Source organism: Streptomyces sp. NPDC006296, assembly GCF_040613235.1.
Classification (GTDB): domain Bacteria; phylum Actinomycetota; class Actinomycetes; order Streptomycetales; family Streptomycetaceae; genus Streptomyces.
In genome coordinates, this window is the sequence record NZ_JBEXRT010000014.1 from 20,062 (window position 1) to 42,519 (window position 22,458).

At 72.0% G+C, this 22,458-nt stretch carries 19 protein-coding genes and 4 tRNA genes; 6 read left to right on the forward strand and 17 right to left on the reverse strand.

Annotated elements, in window-relative coordinates; translation table 11 throughout:
• Window positions 1-105: 105 nt before the first annotated feature.
• Entirely contained in the window at window positions 106-1,557 is a 1,452-nt protein-coding gene (locus tag ABZ172_RS12350; protein ID WP_356883043.1) for an MFS transporter, read from the reverse strand.
• A 179-nt stretch (window positions 1,558-1,736) separates the two neighbouring features.
• On the opposite strand from ABZ172_RS12350, the gene ABZ172_RS12355 reads away from it, so the two are divergent.
• Complete coding sequence (locus ABZ172_RS12355) at window positions 1,737-2,192, forward strand: MarR family transcriptional regulator (protein ID WP_356883045.1); 456 nt, start codon at window positions 1,737-1,739, stop codon at window positions 2,190-2,192.
• A gap of 51 nt (window positions 2,193-2,243) precedes the next feature.
• On the opposite strand, the gene ABZ172_RS12360 is transcribed toward ABZ172_RS12355, so the two are convergent.
• On the reverse strand, window positions 2,244-3,329 hold the full coding sequence (locus ABZ172_RS12360; RefSeq protein WP_356883047.1) for a transcriptional regulator: 1,086 nt from the start codon (window positions 3,327-3,329) through the stop codon (window positions 2,244-2,246).
• A gap of 187 nt (window positions 3,330-3,516) precedes the next feature.
• Here ABZ172_RS12360 and ABZ172_RS12365 point away from each other — a divergent pair, with 187 nt between their 5' ends.
• The gene (locus ABZ172_RS12365; RefSeq protein WP_356883049.1) at window positions 3,517-3,915 is read left to right on the forward strand and encodes a VOC family protein; all 399 of its coding nucleotides are present in this window, start codon (window positions 3,517-3,519) and stop codon (window positions 3,913-3,915) included.
• Between the two features lie 421 nt (window positions 3,916-4,336).
• Here ABZ172_RS12365 and ABZ172_RS12370 read toward each other — a convergent pair.
• The 7 genes from ABZ172_RS12370 to ABZ172_RS12400 all read right to left on the reverse strand — a co-directional run bounded on the left by ABZ172_RS12370 (window position 4,337) and on the right by ABZ172_RS12400 (window position 10,464).
• Window positions 4,337-4,413: transfer RNA gene (locus tag ABZ172_RS12370), tRNA-Lys, on the reverse strand.
• 91 nt (window positions 4,414-4,504) lie between these two features.
• A complete protein-coding gene (locus tag ABZ172_RS12375) occupies window positions 4,505-6,082 on the reverse strand; it encodes an amino acid permease (protein ID WP_356883051.1) in 1,578 nt (525 codons plus the stop codon).
• Between the two features lie 103 nt (window positions 6,083-6,185).
• Window positions 6,186-8,414 (reverse strand): DEAD/DEAH box helicase, encoded by a 2,229-nt coding sequence (locus tag ABZ172_RS12380; protein ID WP_356883053.1) that lies wholly within the window; start codon window positions 8,412-8,414, stop codon window positions 6,186-6,188.
• Between the two features lie 198 nt (window positions 8,415-8,612).
• Window positions 8,613-9,170 (reverse strand): hypothetical protein, encoded by a 558-nt coding sequence (locus tag ABZ172_RS12385; RefSeq protein WP_356883055.1) that lies wholly within the window; start codon window positions 9,168-9,170, stop codon window positions 8,613-8,615.
• Window positions 9,171-9,287: 117 nt separating this feature from the next.
• Window positions 9,288-9,671, reverse strand: a complete 384-nt coding sequence (locus tag ABZ172_RS12390; protein WP_356883057.1) for a CrcB family protein — start codon at window positions 9,669-9,671, stop codon at window positions 9,288-9,290.
• The gene (locus ABZ172_RS12395) at window positions 9,668-10,114 is read right to left on the reverse strand and encodes a CrcB family protein (protein ID WP_356883059.1); all 447 of its coding nucleotides are present in this window, start codon (window positions 10,112-10,114) and stop codon (window positions 9,668-9,670) included. The genes ABZ172_RS12390 and ABZ172_RS12395 overlap by 4 nt, the downstream gene beginning before the upstream one ends.
• Entirely contained in the window at window positions 10,111-10,464 is a 354-nt protein-coding gene (locus ABZ172_RS12400; RefSeq protein ID WP_356883061.1) for a metallopeptidase family protein, read from the reverse strand. Before ABZ172_RS12400 ends, ABZ172_RS12395 begins: the two co-directional genes overlap by 4 nt.
• A gap of 123 nt (window positions 10,465-10,587) precedes the next feature.
• On the opposite strand from ABZ172_RS12400, the gene ABZ172_RS12405 reads away from it, so the two are divergent.
• The 4 genes from ABZ172_RS12405 (at window position 10,588) to ABZ172_RS12420 (ending at window position 12,689) form a co-directional block, all read left to right on the forward strand.
• Window positions 10,588-12,123 carry a metallophosphoesterase gene (locus tag ABZ172_RS12405; protein ID WP_356883063.1) on the forward strand — a complete coding sequence of 512 codons (1,536 nt, stop codon included), beginning with the start codon at window positions 10,588-10,590 and terminating at the stop codon, window positions 12,121-12,123.
• Between the two features lie 79 nt (window positions 12,124-12,202).
• Window positions 12,203-12,275, forward strand: a tRNA-Glu gene (locus ABZ172_RS12410).
• A 243-nt stretch (window positions 12,276-12,518) separates the two neighbouring features.
• Window positions 12,519-12,593 (forward strand) — tRNA-Asp (locus ABZ172_RS12415).
• Window positions 12,594-12,615: 22 nt separating this feature from the next.
• Window positions 12,616-12,689: transfer RNA gene (locus ABZ172_RS12420), tRNA-Phe, on the forward strand.
• A 189-nt stretch (window positions 12,690-12,878) separates the two neighbouring features.
• On the opposite strand, the gene ABZ172_RS12425 is transcribed toward ABZ172_RS12420, so the two are convergent.
• The 8 genes from ABZ172_RS12425 to ABZ172_RS12460 all read right to left on the reverse strand — a co-directional run bounded on the left by ABZ172_RS12425 (window position 12,879) and on the right by ABZ172_RS12460 (window position 22,283).
• Window positions 12,879-14,225 (reverse strand): 3-deoxy-7-phosphoheptulonate synthase class II, encoded by a 1,347-nt coding sequence (locus ABZ172_RS12425; RefSeq protein WP_356883065.1) that lies wholly within the window; start codon window positions 14,223-14,225, stop codon window positions 12,879-12,881.
• Window positions 14,226-14,268: 43 nt separating this feature from the next.
• The gene (locus ABZ172_RS12430; protein ID WP_356883067.1) at window positions 14,269-15,198 is read right to left on the reverse strand and encodes a diiron oxygenase; all 930 of its coding nucleotides are present in this window, start codon (window positions 15,196-15,198) and stop codon (window positions 14,269-14,271) included.
• Between the two features lie 13 nt (window positions 15,199-15,211).
• A complete protein-coding gene (locus tag ABZ172_RS12435) occupies window positions 15,212-16,027 on the reverse strand; it encodes an aminotransferase class IV (protein ID WP_356883069.1) in 816 nt (271 codons plus the stop codon).
• The gene (pabB, locus tag ABZ172_RS12440) at window positions 16,024-18,126 is read right to left on the reverse strand and encodes an aminodeoxychorismate synthase component I (RefSeq protein WP_356883245.1); all 2,103 of its coding nucleotides are present in this window, start codon (window positions 18,124-18,126) and stop codon (window positions 16,024-16,026) included. Before pabB ends, ABZ172_RS12435 begins: the two co-directional genes overlap by 4 nt.
• A complete protein-coding gene (locus ABZ172_RS12445; RefSeq protein WP_356883071.1) occupies window positions 18,126-18,956 on the reverse strand; it encodes an arylamine N-acetyltransferase in 831 nt (276 codons plus the stop codon). Before ABZ172_RS12445 ends, pabB begins: the two co-directional genes overlap by 1 nt.
• 14 nt (window positions 18,957-18,970) lie before the next feature.
• Window positions 18,971-19,867, reverse strand: coding sequence for a UbiA family prenyltransferase (locus ABZ172_RS12450; RefSeq protein WP_356883073.1), 897 nt, complete (start codon window positions 19,865-19,867; stop codon window positions 18,971-18,973).
• A 10-nt stretch (window positions 19,868-19,877) separates the two neighbouring features.
• Window positions 19,878-21,050, reverse strand: coding sequence for a cytochrome P450 (locus ABZ172_RS12455; RefSeq protein ID WP_356883075.1), 1,173 nt, complete (start codon window positions 21,048-21,050; stop codon window positions 19,878-19,880).
• Between the two features lie 195 nt (window positions 21,051-21,245).
• The gene (locus tag ABZ172_RS12460; RefSeq protein ID WP_356883077.1) at window positions 21,246-22,283 is read right to left on the reverse strand and encodes a polyprenyl synthetase family protein; all 1,038 of its coding nucleotides are present in this window, start codon (window positions 22,281-22,283) and stop codon (window positions 21,246-21,248) included.
• Between the last annotated feature and the right edge of the window lie 175 nt (window positions 22,284-22,458).

The following is a 22,458-nucleotide window of genomic DNA, read 5'->3' on the forward strand; positions in this document are numbered from 1 at the left end:
ACGCCGGAACGCCCCGGCCGGGGAACGTGAGTTCCTCCGGCCGGGGCGTTCCGGTGTCTCCCGGGGCGCCTCCGTACGTCGTCGGGCCGCCTCCGGTGGCGCGGGTCAGGCTTCGACGGTGACCTTGTCCGCGGCGGCGGGTCCGGTCCGGTCGCCGTCGGCGGGACGGACGAGGCCCGGGATGAGCGCGGCGACCGCGGCGGCGACGAGGGCGACCCCGCAGCCGATCATCAGGCCGACGCGGAAGCCGTCCTCGGAGGCGAACGAGAACCCGCCGAGGTCCATGGTCATCTGCGCCAGCACGACGCCGATGACGGCGGACCCGATGGTGGTGCCCAGGGAACGCATCAGGGTGTTGAAGCCGTTGGCCGCGGCGGTCTCCGAGAGCGGGACCGAGCTCATGATGAGGGCGGGCATCGCACCGTAGGCGAGGCCGACACCGCTGTTGATGACGATCCCGACGATCATGAGGCCCCAGGCCGAACCCATCAGGAAGAGCGAGATGCCGTAGCCCACGGAGATCACGAGGGCGCCGAGGACGAGGGCGATCTTGGGCCCGCGTGCGTTGATCAGCTTCCCGCCGAGCGGGGAGACGATCATCATCATCACGCCGCCGGGAGCCATCCAGAGGCCGGCGGCCAGCATCGACTGGCCGAGGCCGTACCCGGTGGCCTCGGGGAACTGCAGCAGCTGGGGGGCGATGAGCATGAAGGAGTACATGCCGACGCCGACCAGGATCGACGAGACATTGGTCAGCAGCACGCGCGGACGGGCGGTGGTCCGCAGATCGACGAGCGGGTCGCGGGTGCGCAGCTCGTAGAACCCCCAGGTACCGAGCGCCACGACCGCCACGGCGAACAGTCCGAGCGTGGTGCCCGAACCCCAGCCCCAGTCGGCGCCCTTGGAGATCGCCAGCAGCAGGGACACCAGGCCGATGGCGAGCCCGATCGCGCCGGGCGCGTCGAAGCGCTGGCCCTTGGCGCCGGCCGGGACGTCCGGGACGAAGACCCAGATGAGCACGGCGATCATCAGCGCGAGGACGGCGGAACCCCAGAACAGCACGCGCCAGCTGGCGTACTCGGCGACGGCGGCGGAGATCGGCAGGCCGAGGGCGCCGCCGATGCCCATGGAGGCGCTGACCAGGGCGATCGAACCGCTGAGCTTCTCGGTGGGCACCACGTCGCGCAGGAGCGCGATCCCCAGCGGCACCATGCCCATGCCCATGCCCTGGAGACCACGCCCCACGATCATCGGCACGACGGACGAGGCCAGCGCGCACACCACCGACCCGGCGATCAGCGGAACCGCGCAGGCCAGCAGCATGCGGCGCTTGCCGAGGAGATCGCCGAGCCTGCCGGTCACCGGCACGCACACGCCCGCGACCAGCAGGGTGACGGTGACCACCCAGGCGGCGTTCGAGGACGAGGTGTCCAGAATCCGCGGCAGCTCCGCGATCAGCGGGGTCACCAGGGTCTGCATCACCGCGGCGACGGTGCCGGCGAGCGCCAGCGTCGTGATCACACCGCCCGCGCGGGCGGTGGGCTGGGGTGCGTCCATATCGGGGGTCCTCGGCTATCCGGTCGTTTCGGGAGGAAGAACTGGCATCGTACATGCCTATTGCATCATGCACACTGTGTGCCATATGCACGCCCTGGTAAACATACGATGAAGCCGGTACGCACGACCGCACGACGACACACCGGCCACGCCCGGCAGGAAGCAGGAGGTGCCCGCGCATGAAGAGGGCGACGCACGAGGTCGAGTACGAGCAGATGCTGCTCAGCCGGCACGGCCTGCTGACCCACAGGAAGGGCCGCCGCAAGGACGGCCTCCTGGAGCGCAGCGCCTACGTCCTGCTCAGCCGCATCCGCGTCCAGGGCCCGATGTCCGTCGGCGAACTGAGCGAGGCCTTCGACCTCGACGTCTCCACCCTCAACCGGCAGACCGCCGCGGTCATGCGCGCCGGCTTCGTGGAGCGCATCCCCGACCCGGACGGCGGCATGGCCCGCAAATTCCGCATCACGGAGGAGGGCGCGAGGACCCTCGACGCGGAACGCGAGGGCATGGTCAGCTCCCTGGAACGCGTCATGGCCGACTGGCCCGACGAGGACATCTCCGCCTTCGCCGGCTACCTGCGGCGCTTCAACTCCGACATCGAACGCATCGGCGGCCGCCCCTGGCCGCGCCCCTGAGCCGGACACGCCGGCGGAGGGTCGGCACGGCTCCTTCCCGGCGGCGGCCGCTCACGGGACCCGGCGGGCGGAGGCCGCGAGGCGACCGGCGAACGCGGTGACGAGGTCGCGGAGTTCGGCGGGACGCTCGATGACGAAGGGCCGGTCGAGCGCGGCCAGCACCGGCGGCAGCCAGTCGAGTCGCTCCGCCCTGACACCGACACGCCACCAGCGTCCGGACTCCGTTCCGCCGCCCTCGCCGGGGGCGTACTCCGGCCCGCCGTGCTCCGGCCCGCCGTCCCCGACGGGGCCGCACTCCGGCGCGCCGTCCTCCGGCGCGCCGTCCTCCGCGGGGCCGCGCTCCTCCTCCAGGGTCGCGACGGAGGCGGGGAGGCGGGCTCGGATCTGCTCGGCCGTCCCGTGGATCCGCAGCATCACCTCGTGCCGGTACCCGGCCGTGGCGAACCCCGACAGCACGCGCCCGACCGGGTCGGTACCCGCAGGCACCTCGAACGATCCGGGGAGGGCCCGTGCCTCGGAGATGCGGTCGAGCCGGAAGGTCCGGTCCTCGCCCTTCTCCGCGTCCCTCCCGGTGACGTACCAGCGGCCCGCGTGGGCGACGATCCCGTACGCGTGCAGCGTGCGTGCGCTGCGCCGGCCGTCGCCGCCGGTGTAGCGCATCGAGACCGGCCGGCCGTGGCGCACCGCGTCGGCGAGCGTGAGCAGCACCCCGGCGTCGGGAGAGGCGGGCTCACCGGGCCGGTCCGTGAAGGCGAGGGACTCCAGGAGCGCGTCCAGCCGGCCGGCGAGGTGCCGGGGCAGCACCCGCCGGATCTTCGCCGCCGCCGTATCGGCCGCCGTGGGCCCCGCCACCGTCAGCCCCGCCCGGCGGCCCGCCACCAGACCGAGCAGCACGGCCAGGGCCTCGTCGTCCCCGAGCATCAGGGGCGGCAACCGGTAGCCGGGGCCGAGCCGGTACCCGCCGTACCGGCCCCGCACCGACTCCACGGGGACATCGAGGTCGATCAGCTGCTCCACGTACCGCCGCACGGTGCGCCCGTCGACCCCGAGCCGGTCGGCCAGCTCGGCCACCGTGCGGGTACCGCCCGACTGCAGCAGCTCGAGGAGCCTCAGCACACGTCCTGCGGGTCGGGTCATGGCCACAGCCTCCGATCGATACCGGGCGGAATCCGTCCACTATCTCCCCTAGCCTCCGACGTGCACGACGCCGGCCCGGCACGACGACGGCCGCGCCACCGGCGTCGGCACAGCCACAGCCACAGCCACAGCCACCTGCACCGGCGCCCAGCGCCGGCACCAGCACCAGCACGACAAGGGAGCTCCCATGGACTTCGTCTCGATCCGCATCATCACCGCCGACGTCGCACGCCTCGTCACCTTCTACGAGCGGGTCACGGAGGTCCGGGCGGAGTGGGCCACCGAGGACTTCGCCGAACTCAGGACACCCGGCGCCACCCTCGCCGTCGCGAGCACCCGCACCATCCCCCTGTTCGCCCCCGGCTCCGCCCGCCCGTCGGAGAACCACAGCGTGATCACCGAGTTCCGCGTCGACGACGTGGACCGCGTGCACCGCAATCTGTCCGGCTTCGTCACCGACATCGTGACCGAACCCACCACGATGCCCTGGGGCAACCGCTCCCTGCTGTTCCGGGACCCGGACGGCAACCTGGTCAACTTCTTCACCCCCGTCACCCCTGAGGCCGTCGAGAAGTTCGCCCGCTGACACGCCACCGCGGCCGACGCCCCCCATCGACAGCGACGAAGCGCCCCTCGCCGAGGTCCAGAACTGCCACGCGGTGCGTATGCGAGCGAATCGCGCGTGCCACGAGACTCATGGGTCCGACCTCCGGCCGGTCCGCCACCCGAGCCCCCGGTCGATCTCGACCTCGCCCCCTGGCACTGGCACACGCCCCCTGCACCTGGCCCACGGGCCGGGCGCGGGGGCGCCGTTGTCGTGTGCGGGGTCAGGCGTCGGGGTCCTGGTCGTACGCGGTCGGGGCGTCCACCGGGTCCCCCGCGTCTCCGGGCCGGACGTCCCCGGATCATCACGCACGCCGACCCGGCCGACCGGGCGGCAGCGCCGGCACATGACGTCGAAGACAGGGGCGGACCCCAGGCCGTTGACACTCTGACCTGGGGTCCTGTGGTAGGCCGTGTGGGACTCGAACCCACAACCAACGGATTAAAAGTCCGCTGCTCTGACCAATTGAGCTAACGGCCCCGGATGGATCACCCCCCGAGCATAGCTGGCCCGGGCCCGGCAGCCGATCGGGTATCGGGTGCCGGGCCCTGTCGTGGCGGGGCGGGCGGGGTCAGGGGGTGGATTCGTCCGTGATCGGAGTCTTGTGGGCCGGTGCGGCCGGCTTCAGGAACCAGTGCCGGGCCGAGACCAGCCACCACACGGCGGCGAAGCCGAGCACCACCAGGACGGCCAGCGGGGCGTAGTTGAAGCTCTCCCAGGTGACCGGGGACACCTGGGGCAGCATGAAGAGCACCGTGATCACCCCGACCCAGGTCACCGCGATGATGCCGATGGGGCGGGACCAGCGGCCCAGGTGCCAGGGGCCGCGGACGAAGTCGTCGCCGCGCAGCAGCCTCAGCAGGGTGGGGATGACGTAGGCGATGTAGAGGCCGATGACCGCGATGGACGTCACGGCGGCGTACGCGGTGACGTTGATCAGGTACGGCAGACCGAGGGCCAGGGCGCCCAGGGCGGCCAGCCAGACCGCGGCGACGGGGGTGCGGGTGCGGGGGCTGACCGTGTGCCAGACGCGGGAGAAGGGCAGCGCCCCGTCGCGCGAGAAGGCGTAGATCATGCGGCTGTTGGCGGTCACGGACGCCATGCCGCAGAAGAGCTGCGCCCCGATCACGACGAGCAGCAGGAGCTTGCCCGTGGTGGCGCCGAGCGCGTCCAGCAGGATCTGCGCGGGCGGAGCGCCGGTCGGGGAGTTCAGGGCGCCGTCGTAGGACTGGATGGCGAAGGTGAAGCCCAGCAGCAGCACGAACCCGGCGATCCAGGACGTCCAGATGGACTGCACGATGCCGCGCGGGCCCGCCACCGCCGCGTCGTGGGTCTCCTCCGTCATGTGGGCGGAGGCGTCGTAGCCGGTGAAGGTGTACTGCGCCATGAGCAGGCCGATCATCACGACGTAGAAGCCGCTGCCCCAGCCGGTGTTGTTGACGAACTCGGTGAAGACGTACGAGGCCGACTGGTGCGAGTCCGGCACGAAGGTGAGCGCGCCGACGATGACGGCGACCCCGACGACGTGCCACCACACGCTGACGTTGTTGAGGAAGGCCACGATGCCGACGCCGAAGGTGTTCAGCAGGCCGTGCAGGACCAGGATCGCCGCGAAGAGCAGGATCGTGCGGCCGGGGGTGACCTCGAAGCCGAACTGGAGGTTCAGGTACGCCCCGAGGAAGGACGCCGCCCCGAAGTCGATGCCGGCGGTGACGGCGACCTGGCCGAGCACGTTGAACCAGCCGGCGAACCAGGCCCAGGCCGCCGCCGAGCGGGGCGGGGCGAGGCGGTGGGCCCAGAAGTACAGGCCCGCGGACGTCGGATAGGCCGAACAGATCTCCGCCATCGCCAGGCCGACGAACAGCGTCATCAGCCCGACGGCGACCCAGCCCCAGGTGATGACGGCGGGCCCGCCGGTGTTCATGCCGAACAGGTACAGCGTCAGACAGCCGGAGAGCACCGAGATGATCGTGAACGAGACCGCGTAGTTGGAGAAGGCGGACATGCGGCGCGCGAGCACCTGGGTGTAGCCGAGTTCGGCCAGTCGCTCCTCGTCCGTGGGCGCGGCGGGAGCCGGGCCGGACGGGGACGGGGAGCCCTTGGGGGCGTCCGGTGGAGGGACCGCCGCTGCGACGTCGTCATTTGTCATGCCCCCAGCGATGCCCTCGCAGGGGGCCCGGAAACGCCCTGGGGCCCGTACGGCACCGAAGTGCCGTACGGGCCCCAGGGATCGGTCAGCCGATCAGCCGGACTCAGCCGTTGCGCTTCCAGCGCGGCTTGTCGTCGCGGCGGCCGAAGGTGCCGGTGCCGGTACCCGTGCCGGTGCCGCCGCGGTGGTCGTCACGACGGCCGTGCGGACGGTCGCCGCCGGAGCGGAAGCCGCCCGAGGGACGGTCGTCACGACGGTCACGGTTGAACGGGCGGTCGCTGCCGCCGGAGCGGAAGCCACCGGAGGGGCGGTCGTCGCGACGGTCGCGGTTGAACGACGGGCGGTCGTTGTCACGGCGCTCGAAGGAACGGCCACCACGGTCGTCCCGACGGTCACCACCGGAGCGGAAACCACCCGACGGGCGGTCGTCACGACGGTCGCGGTTGAACGACGGACGGTCGTTGTCACGGCGCTCGAAGGAACGGCCACCACGGTCGTCCCGACGGTCACCACCGGAGCGGAAACCACCCGACGGACGGTCGTCACGACGGTCGCTGCTGCCGCGGAACGACGGACGGTCGTTGCTGCCGCGGTATCCGCTGCCGCCGGCGGGGCGGCCGCTGCGCTCGCCGACCCGGTCGCTGCCGCCGCGGTAACCGCCGCGGTCGTTGCCGCCCCGGTCGTCACGGCGGTTGAAGTTGCCCCGGTCGTCGCGACGGTCCTCGCGCGCGGCCGGCTGCTCGGGGACGGTCGCGGCGGCGACGAGCGCGGCCTCGGCCTCGGCGGCGACCTCGGCCACCGCCGCCTCCGGGTCGTCGCCCCGCTCACGGGCGGCACGGGCGACCAGGCGGTCGGCCTCCTCGCGCAGCTCCACGGCACGGCGCTGGACCCGCTCCAGCTGCTTGGTGAGGTCGGCGGCCTCGCGCTCGGCCTGCTTGGCCGCGTTGTTCGCCGAGTCGGCCTGGACCTCGGTCAGCGAACGGGCGCCCGTGATCTCGGCGACCTCGGGCTCGAAGACGCCCGCGCCCTGCACGATGTGGCGCGAGGCGTCGACGCCCGCGTCCTCCATCAGGCGGAAGATCTGACGGCGCTGGTGCGGGAGCGCCAGCGAGACGACGACACCGGAGCGGCCGGCACGCGCGGTACGGCCCGAGCGGTGCAGGTAGTCCTTGTGGTCGCCGGCCGGGTCCACGTTCAGGACGAGGTCGATGCCGTCGACGTGGATGCCGCGGGCGGCGACGTCGGTGGCGACCAGGGCGTTGACGTAGCCCTTCTTGAAGTCCTCGAGGACGCGGGTACGGGCGCCCTGCGTCATGCCGCCGTGCAGCGCGTCGGCCTTCACACCGGACTCGATGAGCTGCTCGGCGATGCGGTCGGCGCCCAGCTGGGTGCGGACGAAGATGATCGTGCGGCCCTTGCGGGCGGCGATCGCGGCCGTGACCGGCGCCTTGTCCTTCGGCTTCACGACGAGGACGTGGTGCGACATGGTCGAGACGTTGCCCTGCGCGCTGTCGACCTCGTGGGTGACCGGGTTGCTCAGGTAGCGCTTGACGAGCGTGCCGATCTCGTTCTCCATGGTGGCGGAGAAGAGCATGCGCTGGCCGCCGCCGGGGATCTGGTCGAGCAGCTCGGTGACCTCGGGCAGGAAGCCCAGGTCCGACATCTGGTCGGCCTCGTCGAGGACCGCGACCTGGACGTTCTCCAGGGAGCAGGCGCCGCGGTTGATGATGTCGCGCAGCCGGCCCGGGGTGGCGACGAGGATGTCGACACCGCGCTCCAGCGCGTAGATCTGGTTGCCCATCGACGTACCGCCGCAGACGACCTTCATCTTCAGGCCGAGCACGTCGCCGTAGGGCTGAAGGGCGTCCGCCACCTGCATGGCCAGCTCACGGGTCGGCGTGAGGATGATCGCGCGGGGCTTCTTCTTCTCGGTGTGACCGCCGGCCAGCGCGGCCAGGGTCGGCAGACCGAAGGAGAGCGTCTTGCCGGAGCCGGTACGGCCGCGGCCCAGGATGTCCTTGCCGGCCAGGGCGTCCGGGATGGTCGCCGCCTGGATCGGGAAGGGGGTCGTCACGCCGTTCTGCGAGAGCTTGCGGACGACGCCCTCGGGCAGTCCGAGCGAGGCGAAGGTGACGCTCGGCTCGGCGTCCTCGGCGTCCTCGGCGGTCTGGTCGGCCGCCTCGGAGGAGTCCGCAGCGGTGTCCGCGGCGGAGGACTCCGCGGCGGGGGTCTCGTCGGCCTGGGCCACGACGGCCTCGGCGGCCTCGAGGACCTCGATGCCCTCGACGTCGTTCTCGGACATGACGGTGCGGTCAGAACTGGAAATTGACATGCGAAATGCGAAACCTTCCGGAGTCTCGGCACGCGCCCGTAACTCCGTGTTATCGCAATTTCGACCGCCTCAATGCGGTCCAGCCACGGCAAGGGAGAGTACGCGCCACACGGCGCTCTTCTGTGTCGGCGCCGGGCAATGGGATCAAACGATCTACTACCATACGCACCCTCCCCCACATCGCGCAAATCAGCCCGCTCACACGGGCGCGACCTGCGGTGACACCCGCGGGGTGGGCCACACTCCGGGCTGCCCCGGCGCCCCCATCGCGTCCGTGCGGGACTGGGCCGCGGGAGAGGCCGAGGGCTGCTCCGGCGGCGGCGAGGGCTCCGGCTCGGGCGAGGCCGGCGGCTCCTCCGGGGTGACCGGCGGAGGCGGCGGCTCGACCGGCCCCGGGGCGCTGGGCTCGGGGGTGGGCGGCGGGCCGCCGTGGGAGGGCTCGGGGGCACCGGGCCCGACCGACGCGGGCGCGGCCTTCACCGGCCCCGCCGACGGCGTGCGGCCCGAGGCCTTCGGGTCCGGACGGCGCGAGGCGTCCCGCTCGGACTGCGCCTCGGCGCGGCCACCGCCGGAACCGGACCTGCCGGTACCGGACACGGTGTCCCCGTCGGGCAGCGCGGAGGCGCCCGCACGGTCGGCGGAACGCGAGGGCGTGGGCTTCCCGGCGTCGTCACCGACGCTCACACAGCCTGTGGACGCGGCGATCGTCAGCGCGGTGGCGGCTGCCCAGCGGACGCGGGCGGACAACTGGCGCACGGGGTGCACCTCCGGGGAGGGGAGGACGGCGGGACGGGCGAGCGCCCTGTCCAACTCCGCCGCCCCCGCCGGGGACACGCCCGGACACAACACCCGCACACCCCGTGGACGCCCCGGTCACCCTCCGGAGACCCCGAAGCCCCCCGCCAGTTCCGCCCCCAGGAACACCGCCCCGAGCCCCACCAGCAGGGACGCCAGGACGTTCGCCCCCGCGAGGAAGCCCCGCCCCGCCTCGGCCAGGCGCAGGGTCTCGTAGGAGAACGTCGAATACGTCGTCAGCGCCCCGCACAGTCCGGTGCCCAGCAGCGCGTACACCGGGGTGGACACCGCGGCCCCGGTGAGTACGCCGAGCAGCAGACTGCCCGCCGCGTTGACGGTGAACGTCCCCCACGGGAAGACGTACGGCAGTCCGGCGCCGTGCCGTGCCTGCACCGCACGGTCCGTCAGATAGCGCAGCGGCGCCCCGACCGCGCCCCCGAGAGCCACCAGCAGCCAGGTCACGACACCCTCCCCCGCCCGTCCACCAGCGCCCGGGTGAGCGCGGCCGCGCCCCACACCGCGGCGAGCGCCGCGACGGCCGTCGCCGCCGCGTACGCCAGGGCCGTGGCCACCTCCTGACGGACCAGCAGCCGGGACACGTCGGCGGCGTACGTCGAGAAGGTGGTGAACCCGCCGAGCACCCCGACCCCCAGGAACGGGCGCACCAGCGGGCGGGTGACGCGCGCCCGCTCGACGGTCAGCACCATCAGCACCCCGATCAGGGCGCAGCCCGTGACGTTGACGGCGAACACCGTCCAGGGGAAGCCGGGGCCGGACACGGGCCAGGCGAGGGAGGCCGCGTACCTGGCCACGGCTCCCAGGGAGCCGCCCGCGGCGATCACTGCGAGGACCGGCCAGGTGCCGGGGCCGCGCGCGGGCGGCCCGGACGCGGGGCCGCCGCTCATCCGTACCCCAGCGCGTGCAGCCGCTCGTCGTCGATGCCGAAGTGGTGGGCGATCTCGTGGACCACGGTGATCTCGGTCTCGGCGACGACGTCCTCGCGGGTCTCGCACATCCGCAGGGTCGGCCCCCGGTAGATGGTGATCCGGTCGGGCAGCACCCCGGCGTACCACTCCCCGCGCTCGGTGAGCGGTGTTCCCTCGTAGAGGCCGAGGAGCTCGCGGTCCTGCGGGTCCTCCGGCTCCTCCTCCACGAACACCGCGACGTTGTCCATCAGCCGCATCAGCTCCGGCGGGACCCGGTCGAGCGCCAGGCTCACCAGCTCTTCGAACTCCTCGCGCGTCATCTCCAGCACACCGCCATTGTCACGTACACCGGCCGGGAACGGGCGGGCCGCACCCGCTCCGCGGATCACCCGCCCGGCCCAGGCCCGCCCGCCGACCGCATGTCCGGCGCCCGAACGGGGCATACGCGCCCAATGGCACGCCCGTTCCACGCCGCAGCCGTCCGTGTCCGCCGCCTCCTCCGCTCCCGCTCGCGCGCCACCGCCCCCGCCGGAGGCCCGGTCCCCGCCGCGCACCCCTGGCAGCGGGCGCTCGGGCTGCTGGCGGTGGTCGTGCTGGGCGCCTGGCTCGGGCTGCTGGTCGTCGGCAGCGTGCGGACGCCGGTGGGCCCCATGGACACCACCATGACCCTGCGGCCGTCGATGACCGGCGGCACCAAGATCAACGTGTCCCCGCTCGGCGCCCTGGAGCTGGACTCCCACCACGCCCCGGTCCGGCTGGACGTGGATGTGGACCAGCTGGACCCGGAGCGCTCGCAGGCGCTGGTCAAGCACCCCGAGCGCCTCTCCGGCCTCCAGGACGAGGTCACCGGCGACGTGGCCGCGGGCACCCGCGAGCTGGCCGTCCGCTCCTGCGTGGCGGTGGTCTCCGGCGCCACCGCGCTCGGCCTCGTCGTCTACCGCCGCCCGCGCCGCGCCCTGGCCGCGGGAGGCCTGGCCCTGGCGCTGCTGGCCGCCTCGGGCGTCAGCGCGTACGCCACCTGGAACCCGAAGTCCGTGCTGGAGCCGAAGTTCTCCGGGCTCCTGTCCAGCGCCCCCTCGGTCGTCGGCGACGCCCGCTCGATCGTCACCGAGTTCGACGTCTACCAGCAGGAGCTCGCCCGCCTGGTCACCAACGTCACCAAGCTGTACGACGCCACGTCCACGCTGCCCGTGTACCAGCCGGACCCGGCGACCATCCGGGTCCTGCACGTCTCCGACATCCACCTCAACCCGGCCGCCTGGCACATCATCGCCTCGCTGGTCGAGCAGTACGAGATCGACGTGATCATCGACTCCGGCGACACGATGGACCACGGCACGGCCGCCGAGAACGGCTTCCTGGACCCGGTCGAGGACCTCGGCGCGCCCTATGTCTGGGTCCGGGGCAACCACGACTCCCGGCAGACCCAGGAGCACCTGGAGAAGACGAAGAACGCGCACGTGCTGGACGAGGGCCGGACGGTGAGCGTGGCCGGGCTGCGGATCGCCGGGACCGGGGACCCGCAGTTCACCCCGGACCGCTCGCGCCCGGTCGGCGGCAAGGCCGCCGAGCAGCTCGCCGGGATGCGGCTCGCCTCGGCCCTGCGCGACCAGCGGCGTGCGGGCACCCCGGTGGACATCGCGGTGGCGCACGACCCGGACGCGGCGCGGGAGACGGACGGAACGGTTCCGCTGGTCCTGGCCGGCCATGTGCACCACCGGGTGAACCGGCTGCTGCCGCTCGGTACGCGCCTCAAGGTGGAGGGCTCCACGGGCGGCGGCGGGCTGCGCGCCGTGCAGAACCGGAAGCCCGAGAAGGTGCGCGCCTCGGTGCTCTATCTGGACCGCCCCACCCGGCATCTGCAGGCCTGGGACGAGATCACCCTCGGCGGTCTCGGGCTGACGACTGCCGAGGTCAGCCGCCATCTCCCGGAGGAGAACCTGAAGAGCCCGTCACCCTCCCCGAGCGTGCCGACGCCCTCCCCGTAACCGTTTTGGCGATAGCTCCTCGCATCCCCTATGCTTCTCACGTCCCCGACGCGCTGCGAAGCGCGCAGGTGGGCCCTTAGCCCTCATCGTCTAGTGGCCCAGGACGCCGCCCTTTCAAGGCGGTAGCACGGGTTCGAATCCCGTTGGGGGCACGTGCTTACGGTCCCCCTGACCGGTGGAAACACCGGTCAGGGGGACTTTTTGTGTCCAGGGCGCCCGCAGTGTGCCGGCACATCCCGGAAAGCGGTGTGCCGCACGGCGGGCTCCCGGCGGCACCGATCTACTGATTTCATCCCGCCGGTCTCCGTCGGGTATAGTCAGCCTTCGGTCAAGGCGCCAGCGCCGAGGCCGATCCCCCAGCATTTCAGCCCCTCAACCGGGTGCGACATGCGCGAGGTCCTGTGGAGCAGTTTGGAGTGCTCGCCACCCTGTCAAGGTGGAGGCCGCGGGTTCAAATCCCGTCAGGACCGCTGCAGCCCTCACGGGCTGCGTGGCTGGGTAGCTCAGTTGGTACGAGCGATCGCCTGAAAAGCGATAGGTCGCCGGTTCGATCCCGGCCCCAGCCACATCTGAGGCCCCAATCTCCGGATTGGGGCCTTTTTTCTTCTTCTCAGCCGGACCGGCAGGGCCGGCTCCGCGCGCCCGGCACGGGAGTCCCCGACGGGGACGCGGCCGGTGCCGGGATCGGCGCGGCGGGTGTCCCCGGCGGTGGCCGGGCGTGCGCCGATCCGGGCGGTCGGGCGCCGGCCGGGGGCTCAGCGGTCCGGTGACGCTCCCGGGGTAAACATCTCCGCCACCAGGACGGCCAGGTCGAGCGCCTGGCTTCCGTTGAGGCGGGGGTCGCACGCCGACTCGTACCTGCGGTGCAGGTCGTCGAAGCCCAGGCCGGTGCTGCCGCCGACGCACTCGGTCACCTCCTCGCCGGTCAGCTCCACGTGGAGTCCGCCGACGTGGGTGCCGAGCGCGCGGTGCACCTCGAAGAAGCCGGCGACCTCGGCGAGGACGTCGTCGAACCGCCTGGTCTTGTGTCCGCTGGGCGCCTCGAAGGTGTTGCCGTGCATCGGATCGCACACCCACGCCACCGGTGCGCCGGAGGCCGTGACCTTCTCCACGAGCTCCGGCAGCAGGTACCGCACGCGGTGGGCCCCCATGCGCACGATGAAGGTCAGCCGGCCCGGCCCCCGGTCGGGGTCGAGGCGGTCGATCAGGGCCAGGGCCTGCTCGGGTGTGGTGGTGGGGCCCAGCTTCACCGCGATCGGGTTGTCGATGGCGGCGAAGTAGGCGACGTGGGCGCCGTCGGGCTGTCTGGTGCGGTCGCCGATCCACAGCATGTGGGCACTGCCCGCGTACCTCCGGCCGGAGCGCGGGCCGGGGCGGGTCAGGGCGGCCTCGTAGTCGAGCAGCAGTCCCTCGTGGCTGGCGAACACCTCGGTGGTGCGCGACGGATCAGCGTCGTGCGCGCCCTCGGCGGACGGTCCCCGGCCGATCCGGCCGACGAGGGCGCCGTGGCGTTCGGCGGCGGACGGGCGGGGTACGAAGTCCTGGATCTCCTCGTGCGGTTGAGGCGGACCGGTGCCGTCACGGGCGTACGCGCGCATGGCGTCCAGCGTCCGGCGCGAGGCGTCGTACATCCGGAGCAGCCGGGCCGGGTCCGGCCGTCGTTCGGCCCGGCTGAAGCCGGGGCCGTTCACCGCGTCGCCCCGGTAGACCGGCAGTGTGCGCCCGTCGACGGTCTCGGTCGGCCGGGACCGCGGCTTGGCGTACTGCCCGGCCATCCGGCCCACCTGGACCACGGGCACCGCCGACGCCTGCGTCAGGATCGCGGCCATCTGACGCAGGAGGCGCAGTTTGCCGTGGATCGCCCGCGTCGAGACACCGTCGAAGCGTTCGGCGCAGTCGCCGCCCTGCAGCAGGAACGCCTTGCCCTCCGCCGCCTGGGCGAGTCGCGCGGTGAGCGTGTCGCACTCCTGCGGTGTGACCAACGGCGGCAGGGCCGCCAGACGGTGCACCACGTCGCCGAGCTCGACCGGGCCGGGCCACTCCGGTCGCTGATGGGCGACGAGCGTCCGCCAGTGCGCGGCCGCTTCGCCGGCGAGGGTCATCGTGCTCTCCGTTCGCTTCTCGTGGCTGGGCGACGCGGCGCGGTCAGCGCTGGACCGTCTCGATGAGATCGCCGCTGATGCCCAGGTCGTCGAGCAGCAGCTGCAACGGTCCGGTGTCCCGCGCGGGCACGGGGCGGGAAGCGGCCCACTCGCTCAACTGGCCGGTGTCGATCGCGAAACCGCCCTCGGCCGCCACGGCCACCCAGGGCTCCAGGTCCGCGGACCTGAACGCGGACAGCCCGGTGACGAGCGCCTCGCGGAACAGCCTCCGCATGCCGCTGTCCAGGTTCCGGTAGAGCGAGCCGCACAGCTCGCGGAAGACCACGGCGTGTCCGCTCTCGTCCCGCCGGTGCAGGTCGGTGGTGATCCGGTTCATCGGCTGGATGTCCGAAGCGGTGGAGAGCGCGGACAGGAACCCGCTGATCGTCGTCTCGGCGGCCAGGGAGAACGCGATGTCGACGATGTCGCGGTCGGACCCGGACAGCCCGGCGCGGACCGCGTCCCGTCCCTGGACCACCGACCAGACGCCCGGAGCGAGCCGCAGGTCCTCCAGGCCGCGCCGTCTGCGGGTGACACCGACCGCGTTGTGGCACATCAGGATGTGGTAGTGCTCGTCGATGACCGTCTGGTGCAGCGCGTCGACGGCGACGTCGTCGCGGCGGACCGGGATCCGTTCCTCCAGCATCAACCGGCAGGCCGGCAGGATGATCTCGTTCTCGATGGCCGCGGTCTTGGTGTTGTAGGCGATCCACGCCGCGGACAGGATGCGTGCGCGGGCGTCCCGGTCGAGCCGGTCCGCGCCCGGCAGGTCAAGCACCGGGACGAGGTGCTCGGGAAAGTCCGGCAGCGCCGCGTCGAAATGCCCGTCGAGGTCGAGCTCGTCCTTCTTGACCGCCACCCGCTTCCCCCAGCGGCGCGTCAGCTGGACCAGCAGGTCCCTCTCGTATGCGGGCTCTTCACGTGCTGAGGTCATCGGGCAACCCCCTTCATGGGTTCACCACAGGAATCAGGGAGGCGTCGGCCGGAACGGCGAGCGCGGCCAGACGCGACTGCCAGCGCTCGGCCGCCGCGGCGTCCGTGTCCCGGAACCGGCCCAGCCCCTGGGTGACGGGCCGGATGCCGTGCAGGGCGTTCAGCGTCCAGACAGGCACGCCGGTGAGGTCGTTCACGGTGGCCCGCTCGGTGACGACCCGGTGCCCTGCCGTGCCGGCGGAGTCGCCGAGCAGGGCGCGGGTGATCCCGGGGAGCAGACCGGGGCCGGGAGGCGGCCCGCACAACGTGTCCCCGCGCCACCAGACGATGCTCGTGGTGGACCCCTCCACCACGTGCCCGTCCGCCGAGAGCAGCAGCGCCTCGTCGGCACCCGCCTCGGCCGCGGCGGCCCGCAGGGAGGTCAGACGGTCCAGGTCGGCGCCCTTGACGTCCGGAAGCCGACGGTGGTCGGGGCCCGGCGCGGTCCACAACCGGACGGTCGCGGTGCGCGGGGGCGCGGGCCGCAGCCACATCCGCAGCCGCGTTCCCGATCCCGTCTCCACGAGTTCGACGCGAGGGAACCAGCGGCCTCGCGCGGGCAGCGACGCGGCGACCGCGCGCAGGAACCGGTGTGTCCGTTCCGCCCCCGGCCCGGAGAACCGGTCGCAGGCCGTCGCGAAGCGTCCGGCGTGCCGGTCGAGGCCCCGTACCCGCCCCTCGTCCACGAGCCAGGAGTCGATGACCAGCAGCGTCCCGGAGGAATCGGCCGTGGTCCATCCGCTGTCGGCGTCCCACCACCGGGAGGCCCCCTGGCCGGTCGCCGTGCTCATCGCGGCAAGCCGCCCGCGTCCGACACCGTCGGCATACGCCGGGCGCGGAGCGATGCCGCCGCCTTGAGCAGCATCTCCTCGTACTCCTCGTCCGGGTCGGAGTCGAGGACGATGGCCCCGCCGGCTCCGATGGTCAGCCGGTCACCGACACGGACCGCGGTGCGGATCACGATGTTCAGATCCATGCCGCCGGAGAGGCCGAAGTAGCCGAGGGCGCCCGAGTAGACGCCCCGGGCCTCGGTCTCCAGGCGGTCGATGATCTCCATGGTGCGCAGCTTCGGCGCCCCGGTCATCGACCCGCCCGGGAAGGACTGCCGGACGCAGTCCACCGCGCCTGCCCCATCCGCGAGACGCCCGTGAACGGTGGAGACCAGTTGGTGCATGGTCTCGTAGCTCTCGACCGCCAGGAACGGGTCGACCTCGATGCTGCCCACCTCGCACACCCGGCCCAGATCGTTGCGCAGCAGGTCGACGATCATCAGGTTCTCGGCCTGCGTCTTGGCGCTCGTGGCGAGGGCGGCGGCCAGTTCGGCGTCGCGCACCGGATCGGCGTCGCGAGGGGCCGTGCCCTTGATGGGCTTGCTGGTGACCGAGCGGTCCCGCTCGACCCGCAGGAACCGCTCCGGCGAGGAGCTGAAGACCGCGATGTCACCGAGGCGCAGGAGCGCGGCGTACGGCGCCGGGTTCGCCCGGCGGAGCCGCAGGTAGAAGGACGTGTCGTCGTCGTCGAACGGCATGTGCATCTGGTTGGTCAGGCAGATCTCGTAGCTCTCGCCCCGGTTCAGCTGCCGCCGGCACTCGGTGATGTCCGCCAGGTACTGGCCGCGGTGGCGGACGAGGTGGTCCTCGGCGTCCGGGGGCGGGCCGACGGCGGGTTCACGCGGCGGATCCGCGACGGCCGGGTCCAGACCTGCCAGGAGCGCGGACGTCCGGTCCACCCATTCCTGCGCGTCGCGCCGGGTCGCCCCGTCGTGGACGGCCACCAGGTAGGTCAGTCCCTCCTGGTGGTCGACGGCGACGACGCGGTCGGCGAACATCCAGACGGCGTCCGGCGTCTCGGCGGTGTGGCGGGCCGTGGCGCCGCAGTCGGCCTTGAGTTCGTAGCCGAAGTAGCCGACGTAGCCACCGTTCAGGTCGAACGGCAGGTCCGAGTCGGGTATGCGCCGGTCGCGCAGCCGCTGTTCGAGGACGTCGAACACGTTGCCGGAGACGGTGTCGACGCCCTTCGCGTCGCGCACCTCCACCGTCCCGCTGCCGGTGCGGTAGGTCAGGACCTCGCTGAGCGGACCCGAGGTGTCGCCGAGGAACGAGAACCGGGACAGGCCCTGCTCCACCCGGCTGCTGTCCAGCCAGAAGCAGTACGGGACGTCGTCGAAGAGCTCGAGGAAGACGGCCTCGGAATCGGCGGCGGTCGCCACGACCGTGCTGATGATCCCCAGTTCCTCGACCGCGTCGGGCAGCTCGCGGGCCGGCGGGGTGACGGTCACGGTGTCGGTGACGGGCGCCCGGCGTCCGTGCTGCGTCCGGCGGGTCAGGTCGGCGAAGTTCTGCAGGATCTCCCGTCCGTACTGGGACGCGACCGACTCGGGGTGGAACTGGACGCCCCACTGCGGCAGATCGCGATGGCGCAGCGCCATGAGCACACCGTCGTCCGCCCAGGCGGTGGCGACGAGTTCCTCCGGCAGGGGCTCCTGCACGCACAGCGAGTGGTAGCGAACCGCGACGAACTCGCTCGGGACTCCGGCGAACAGCGGATCTCCGCCGTGGGAGACCTTGGCGAGGTGTCCGTGTCTCGGTTCGGGCGCGGCGATCACCGACGCTCCGGCCAGGTGCGCGATCAGCTGGTGGCCGAAGCAGACGCCGAGCACGGGGAGCGTGGTGCGGCGCAGCAGGTCGCCGAGGAGGCCGACGTCGCGGGGGTTCTGCGGCGCCCCGGGACCGGGTGAGACGACGATGTTGTCGAAGTCCTCCAGTCGCAGGCCGGACAGCGCCGGATCGTCGTTGACGACGACGACGGGCTCCTGCCCGTTGATGGAGGCGATCAGCTGGTACAGGTTGAAGGTGTACGAGTCGTAGTTGTCCAGCAGCAGGGTACGCATCACGGACCGTCCAAGATTTTCCTGAGCGCCTGGACGTCACCCGGTTCCAGGGTGATCCCGAAGATCTTCTCGGGAGCGGACAGCAGCTCGTCCTTGTCGAGTTCCCGGACGGTCGTCGGCTCCGCGGGACGCAGTTCCATGAGCGTGCTGCCGGCGAGGAGGTGCCTCACTCCGGGCCGCGTGCGCTGGAGGACCATCCGGTGGTTGAACGGCGAGCGCGGGTGGGTCAGGCAGAAGTGGTTGAGGAGCTCGAAGTCCGACGGATAGCGCGGGTCGGTGGTGAAACCGTAGAGCTCGGCCGTGCCCTCCGGCCGCAGGAACCGCAGTACGTACTCACCGTTCGGTTCCCGCACCAGGTCGAAGGGCCAGTCGCCGTCCGTCCGGGCGTTCTCGGCGAGACGGATCGGGGTGTGCAGCCCGTGCGCGCCGAAGCTCACATCGAAGAGCCAGGGCCCGTCGTCGAGCTGCACGCACAGGGCGACGTGGAGCGCGGGACCGAGCTTGTTCCCGGTGCGGATCCGCGTCCTGCCGGCGAACGCGGAGAACGTGAAGCCGATCCGGTCCAGCACCGCCGCGACCAGGACGACCTGCTCCAGGCACCAGCCGCCGCGGCCCTGCCGCACGATCTTCTCCTGGACGCTGTCCAGGTCCAGTGGCACCGCCGGCCGTCCCAGCACCGCGTCCAGGTTGTCGAAGGCGATCGCGTCGACGTGGGCGGCGTGCAGACCCCGCAGCGTGGCGAGGTCCGGAGCGACCTCATCCCGGTAGCCCACCCGGTGCAGGTAGGCGTCCAGGTCGACGCCGCTCCCCTGCCACATCGAATCCGTCATACGTGGCTCATCCCTCATGTGAACTGCCCGGCGACCACGCCCGCGAGAACGATCCACCCGAAGTAGGTGTTGGCGACGAAGGTGTCCCAGCACGATTTCGGATCATCCAGGTCCACCCGTACGACCAGGGAGGAGAGGAAGAGTCCCGCAAGCACGACGATCACGTAGAACGCCCAGCCGATCGGCGTCCGGGAACCGGCCCACAGCACGCCGCCGACGCTGAGCACGACGAAGAGCGCCAGCCACACCTTGGTGGTCCTGCCGAACAACAGGGCGGAGGACCTGACACCGATCTTCCGGTCGTACTCCTTGTCCTGGTGGGAGTAGATCGCGTCGTGGATCAGGGTCCAGAAGGCTCCGGCGGCGTACAGGCCGTACACCTCCACCGGGTAGTCGGCGCTCCCGGTCACCGCGGTCCAGCCGACGAACACGTAGAAGCTCATCACCAGCGCCAGGAACGCCGTGGGCCAGAAGAAGATGCGCTTCATGAAGGGGTACGCGACGATCAGCGGGTACGAGGCCCCGACGACCAGAGCCGTCTCCAGGTTCGCCACCGCCAGCAGCAGCAGTGCGGCCACGGCCTGGGCGGCCGCGAACAGCAGCGCGTTCCCGACACCGATCGTCCCCGAGGCGACAGGACGCGTCACGGTGCGGGCGACCCGGGCGTCGATGTCCTTGTCGACCACGTCGTTGACCGCGCAGGCGAAACCGCGCACCAGCACTGCGGCGACGGCGACGACCACCACCGCCAGCAGGTCCGGGCGTTCGTCGGAGGCGAGGACGACGGCCCAGAGGCCCGGGAGCAGGTAGAGCACGTACCCCGTAGGCCTGTCCAGTCGCATCAACAGGAGGTAGGCGCGGGCTGAATCCGGACTCTTCGCCACGACGTCCGTGGATATCTTGTGCAGCATCAGGACTCAATCACCATGTCACCGGAAGTTGGATCAACCCGCCGATCAGCGTGTTGTGGCGCAGTCCCAGCTCCTCCACACCGACCGCCAGGCGCATGGTGGGGAAGCACGTGACGAGCTGCGTGAGCACCACCTGCAGCTGCGTCCGGGCCAGCATCGCGCCGACGCAGGCGTGCGCGCCGCGGCCGAAGACGAGGCTGCCCGAGGTGTCGCGAGCGACGTCGATCCGGCCGGGATCGGCGAAGACCGTCTCGTCGTGGTTGGCCGCGATGATGTTCAACATCACGAAGTCGCCGGTCCGGACGGTGACTCCGTCGATCTCGAAGTCCGTCAGCGCGTAACGCGGCATACCGCCGTTGTGCGGGTTCGGCATCGACCTCCGCAGGGTTTCCTCGACAGCGGCGGGGACGAGGCCCGGGTCGTCCCGCAACGCCTGCCAGCGCTCGGGGTCGGCCAGCAGCAGCGCCGTACAGGTGCCGATCCGGGCCGCCGTGGTCTCGTAGCCGCCGAACAGCAGCAGCGCCGTCAGTCCGAGGACCTCGTCGTCGCCGACCCCCTCGGTCGCGCAGATCCGGGAGATCGCGTCATCACCCGGATTCTTCCGCTTGTCGGCGACGAGTTGCCTGCAGTAGCCGAACAACTCGCCCAGCCCCTGCTTGGACCTGGCCGGGTCCCCGAGGTCCGCGGCGTCCTGGGTCCAGCCGGCGAACCGGTCCGTGTCCTCCTGGGGCACGCCCAGCCACGTGCACATCACCTGGATCGGCAGGGGCAGCGCCAGCGCCTCGCGCAGGTCCACCGGCCGCTCCCGATCGGCCAGTTCGTCGAGGAGCCGGCGGGCCAGCTCCTCCACCCGGGGCCGCAGCGCCAGCATCCGCTCGGAGGTGAAGTGCGGCTCCAGGAGCGCACGCATCCGGGGGTGGTCGGTGGCCAGGTCGCCCAACAGGCCGGCGAGGAGCGCCGCCCCGGGGTCCTTCGCCGCGGCCCCCGGGTCGGGATGCGAGCGGCCGAGCCGGTCGTCGTCGAGCAACTGCGCCACCTGGGCGTGACCGGTGACCAGCCAGGCGTCCTCGCCCCCGGCCGTACGGACCCGGTGGACCGCTCCCTGGGACCGGAGCGTGCGCAGGCCTGGCGCGAGTTGCAGCACGTTCGTCTGCTCGAAAGGTAATTGGGCTGGGTTACTCACTGACGGCCTCCGCCGGAATCGAGGTTCGGACACCCTGGTCGAGCGCGACCGTGACGCGTGGGAGCGCGTCGCCCCGGCAGGGCGTGCCCCCAGGGCTCGGACGTGCTGCGGGAGGCGGGTGGGGCCGGGCCGGCGTGGGAGCCCACCATGGTCATGTACTCCGATCCGAATGCCGTCCCTGCCGGGATCTACGGGTCATGGCGTGCGGTTGACGATGCGGTCGAACAAGGCGGTCAGTTCGTTGGTCGCTCCCGGGGACAGCCCGGCTCGGCCGAGGTGCTCCAGGGCCGCGTCCAGATGGTCGCGGGACCGCTGCTCGGCCGTGTGCCGGCCGCCGGACTCCTCGACGAGGTCGGCCATCTCCCGCAGGTCGGCCGCCGTGGTCCCGTCGGCGTGCCACAACCGCCGCAGCCGTTCGCCGGCCGGACTCCCGGCGGACATGGCCGCCAGCACCGGGAAGGACGGGTTGCGCCGCAGGAGGTCGCTCCGGACGGGCTTGCCGGTGACGGCGGGGTCGCCCCAGATGTCCTCGACGTCGTTGAAGATCTGGAAGGCGAGGCCCAGATGCCTGCCCGCGCCGCGCAGGGCGGCCAGGACGTGCTCCGGTCCGCCGGCCCGCAGCGCGGGGGTCACCAGGGCGCACTCCAGCAGCGCGGACGTCTTCTCCTCCACGATCCGGTCGTACTCGGCGGTACCGGCGTCCGGCCCCAGCCTGACGGTGAGCTCGCGGGCCTGGCCCGCGAGAACGAGGCCGACGGCCCCGGCGAACAGGCTGGAGATCTCCGCGCGGCCGGGGCCGGGGTCGTCGACGACCATGCGCAGCCCGTGAGCCTGCAACACGTCCCCGGCCAGGATGGCGGGGCCGGCACCGAACACCGTCCACGCGGCCGGACGGCCGCGACGCAGCTCGTCCGCGTCGATGATGTCGTCGTGGATCAGGGTCGAGTTGTGCAGCAGCTCCAGTGCCGCCGCCTGGCACCGCACGTCCTCCGGCCGCAGCCCGATTCCGTCGGCCACCGCGGTCATGAGCCCGGCGCGGGTCAGCTTGCCGCCCTCCGCGCCGCTGGGGTCACCGTGCCGGTCGGTGAAGCCGAGGTGGTAGGAGCAGATCCGGGCCACGGTCGGCTCCAGTGCGGACACCTGCTGCCGTATGACGGGCCACACCGTGGACCGCGCCGTCCCCGGCGACGGGGCGGCCCGGAGCCCGGTCGATGAGGTGTCGAGTGCGCTCATCGGGATTCTCCTCCGATCAGGCGCTTTCCTGATTCCTGGCCGGAACCTGAGCGCATGGGGTTCGAGAATTGCACCACCGAAAATGACCGTGCTGGGTATGCGCGTAAAAATCCCGGCATCACCGCATGCCGAAAGAAAGAAGGCATCCGCGTCCACGCGCATTCTGAACCCGGAG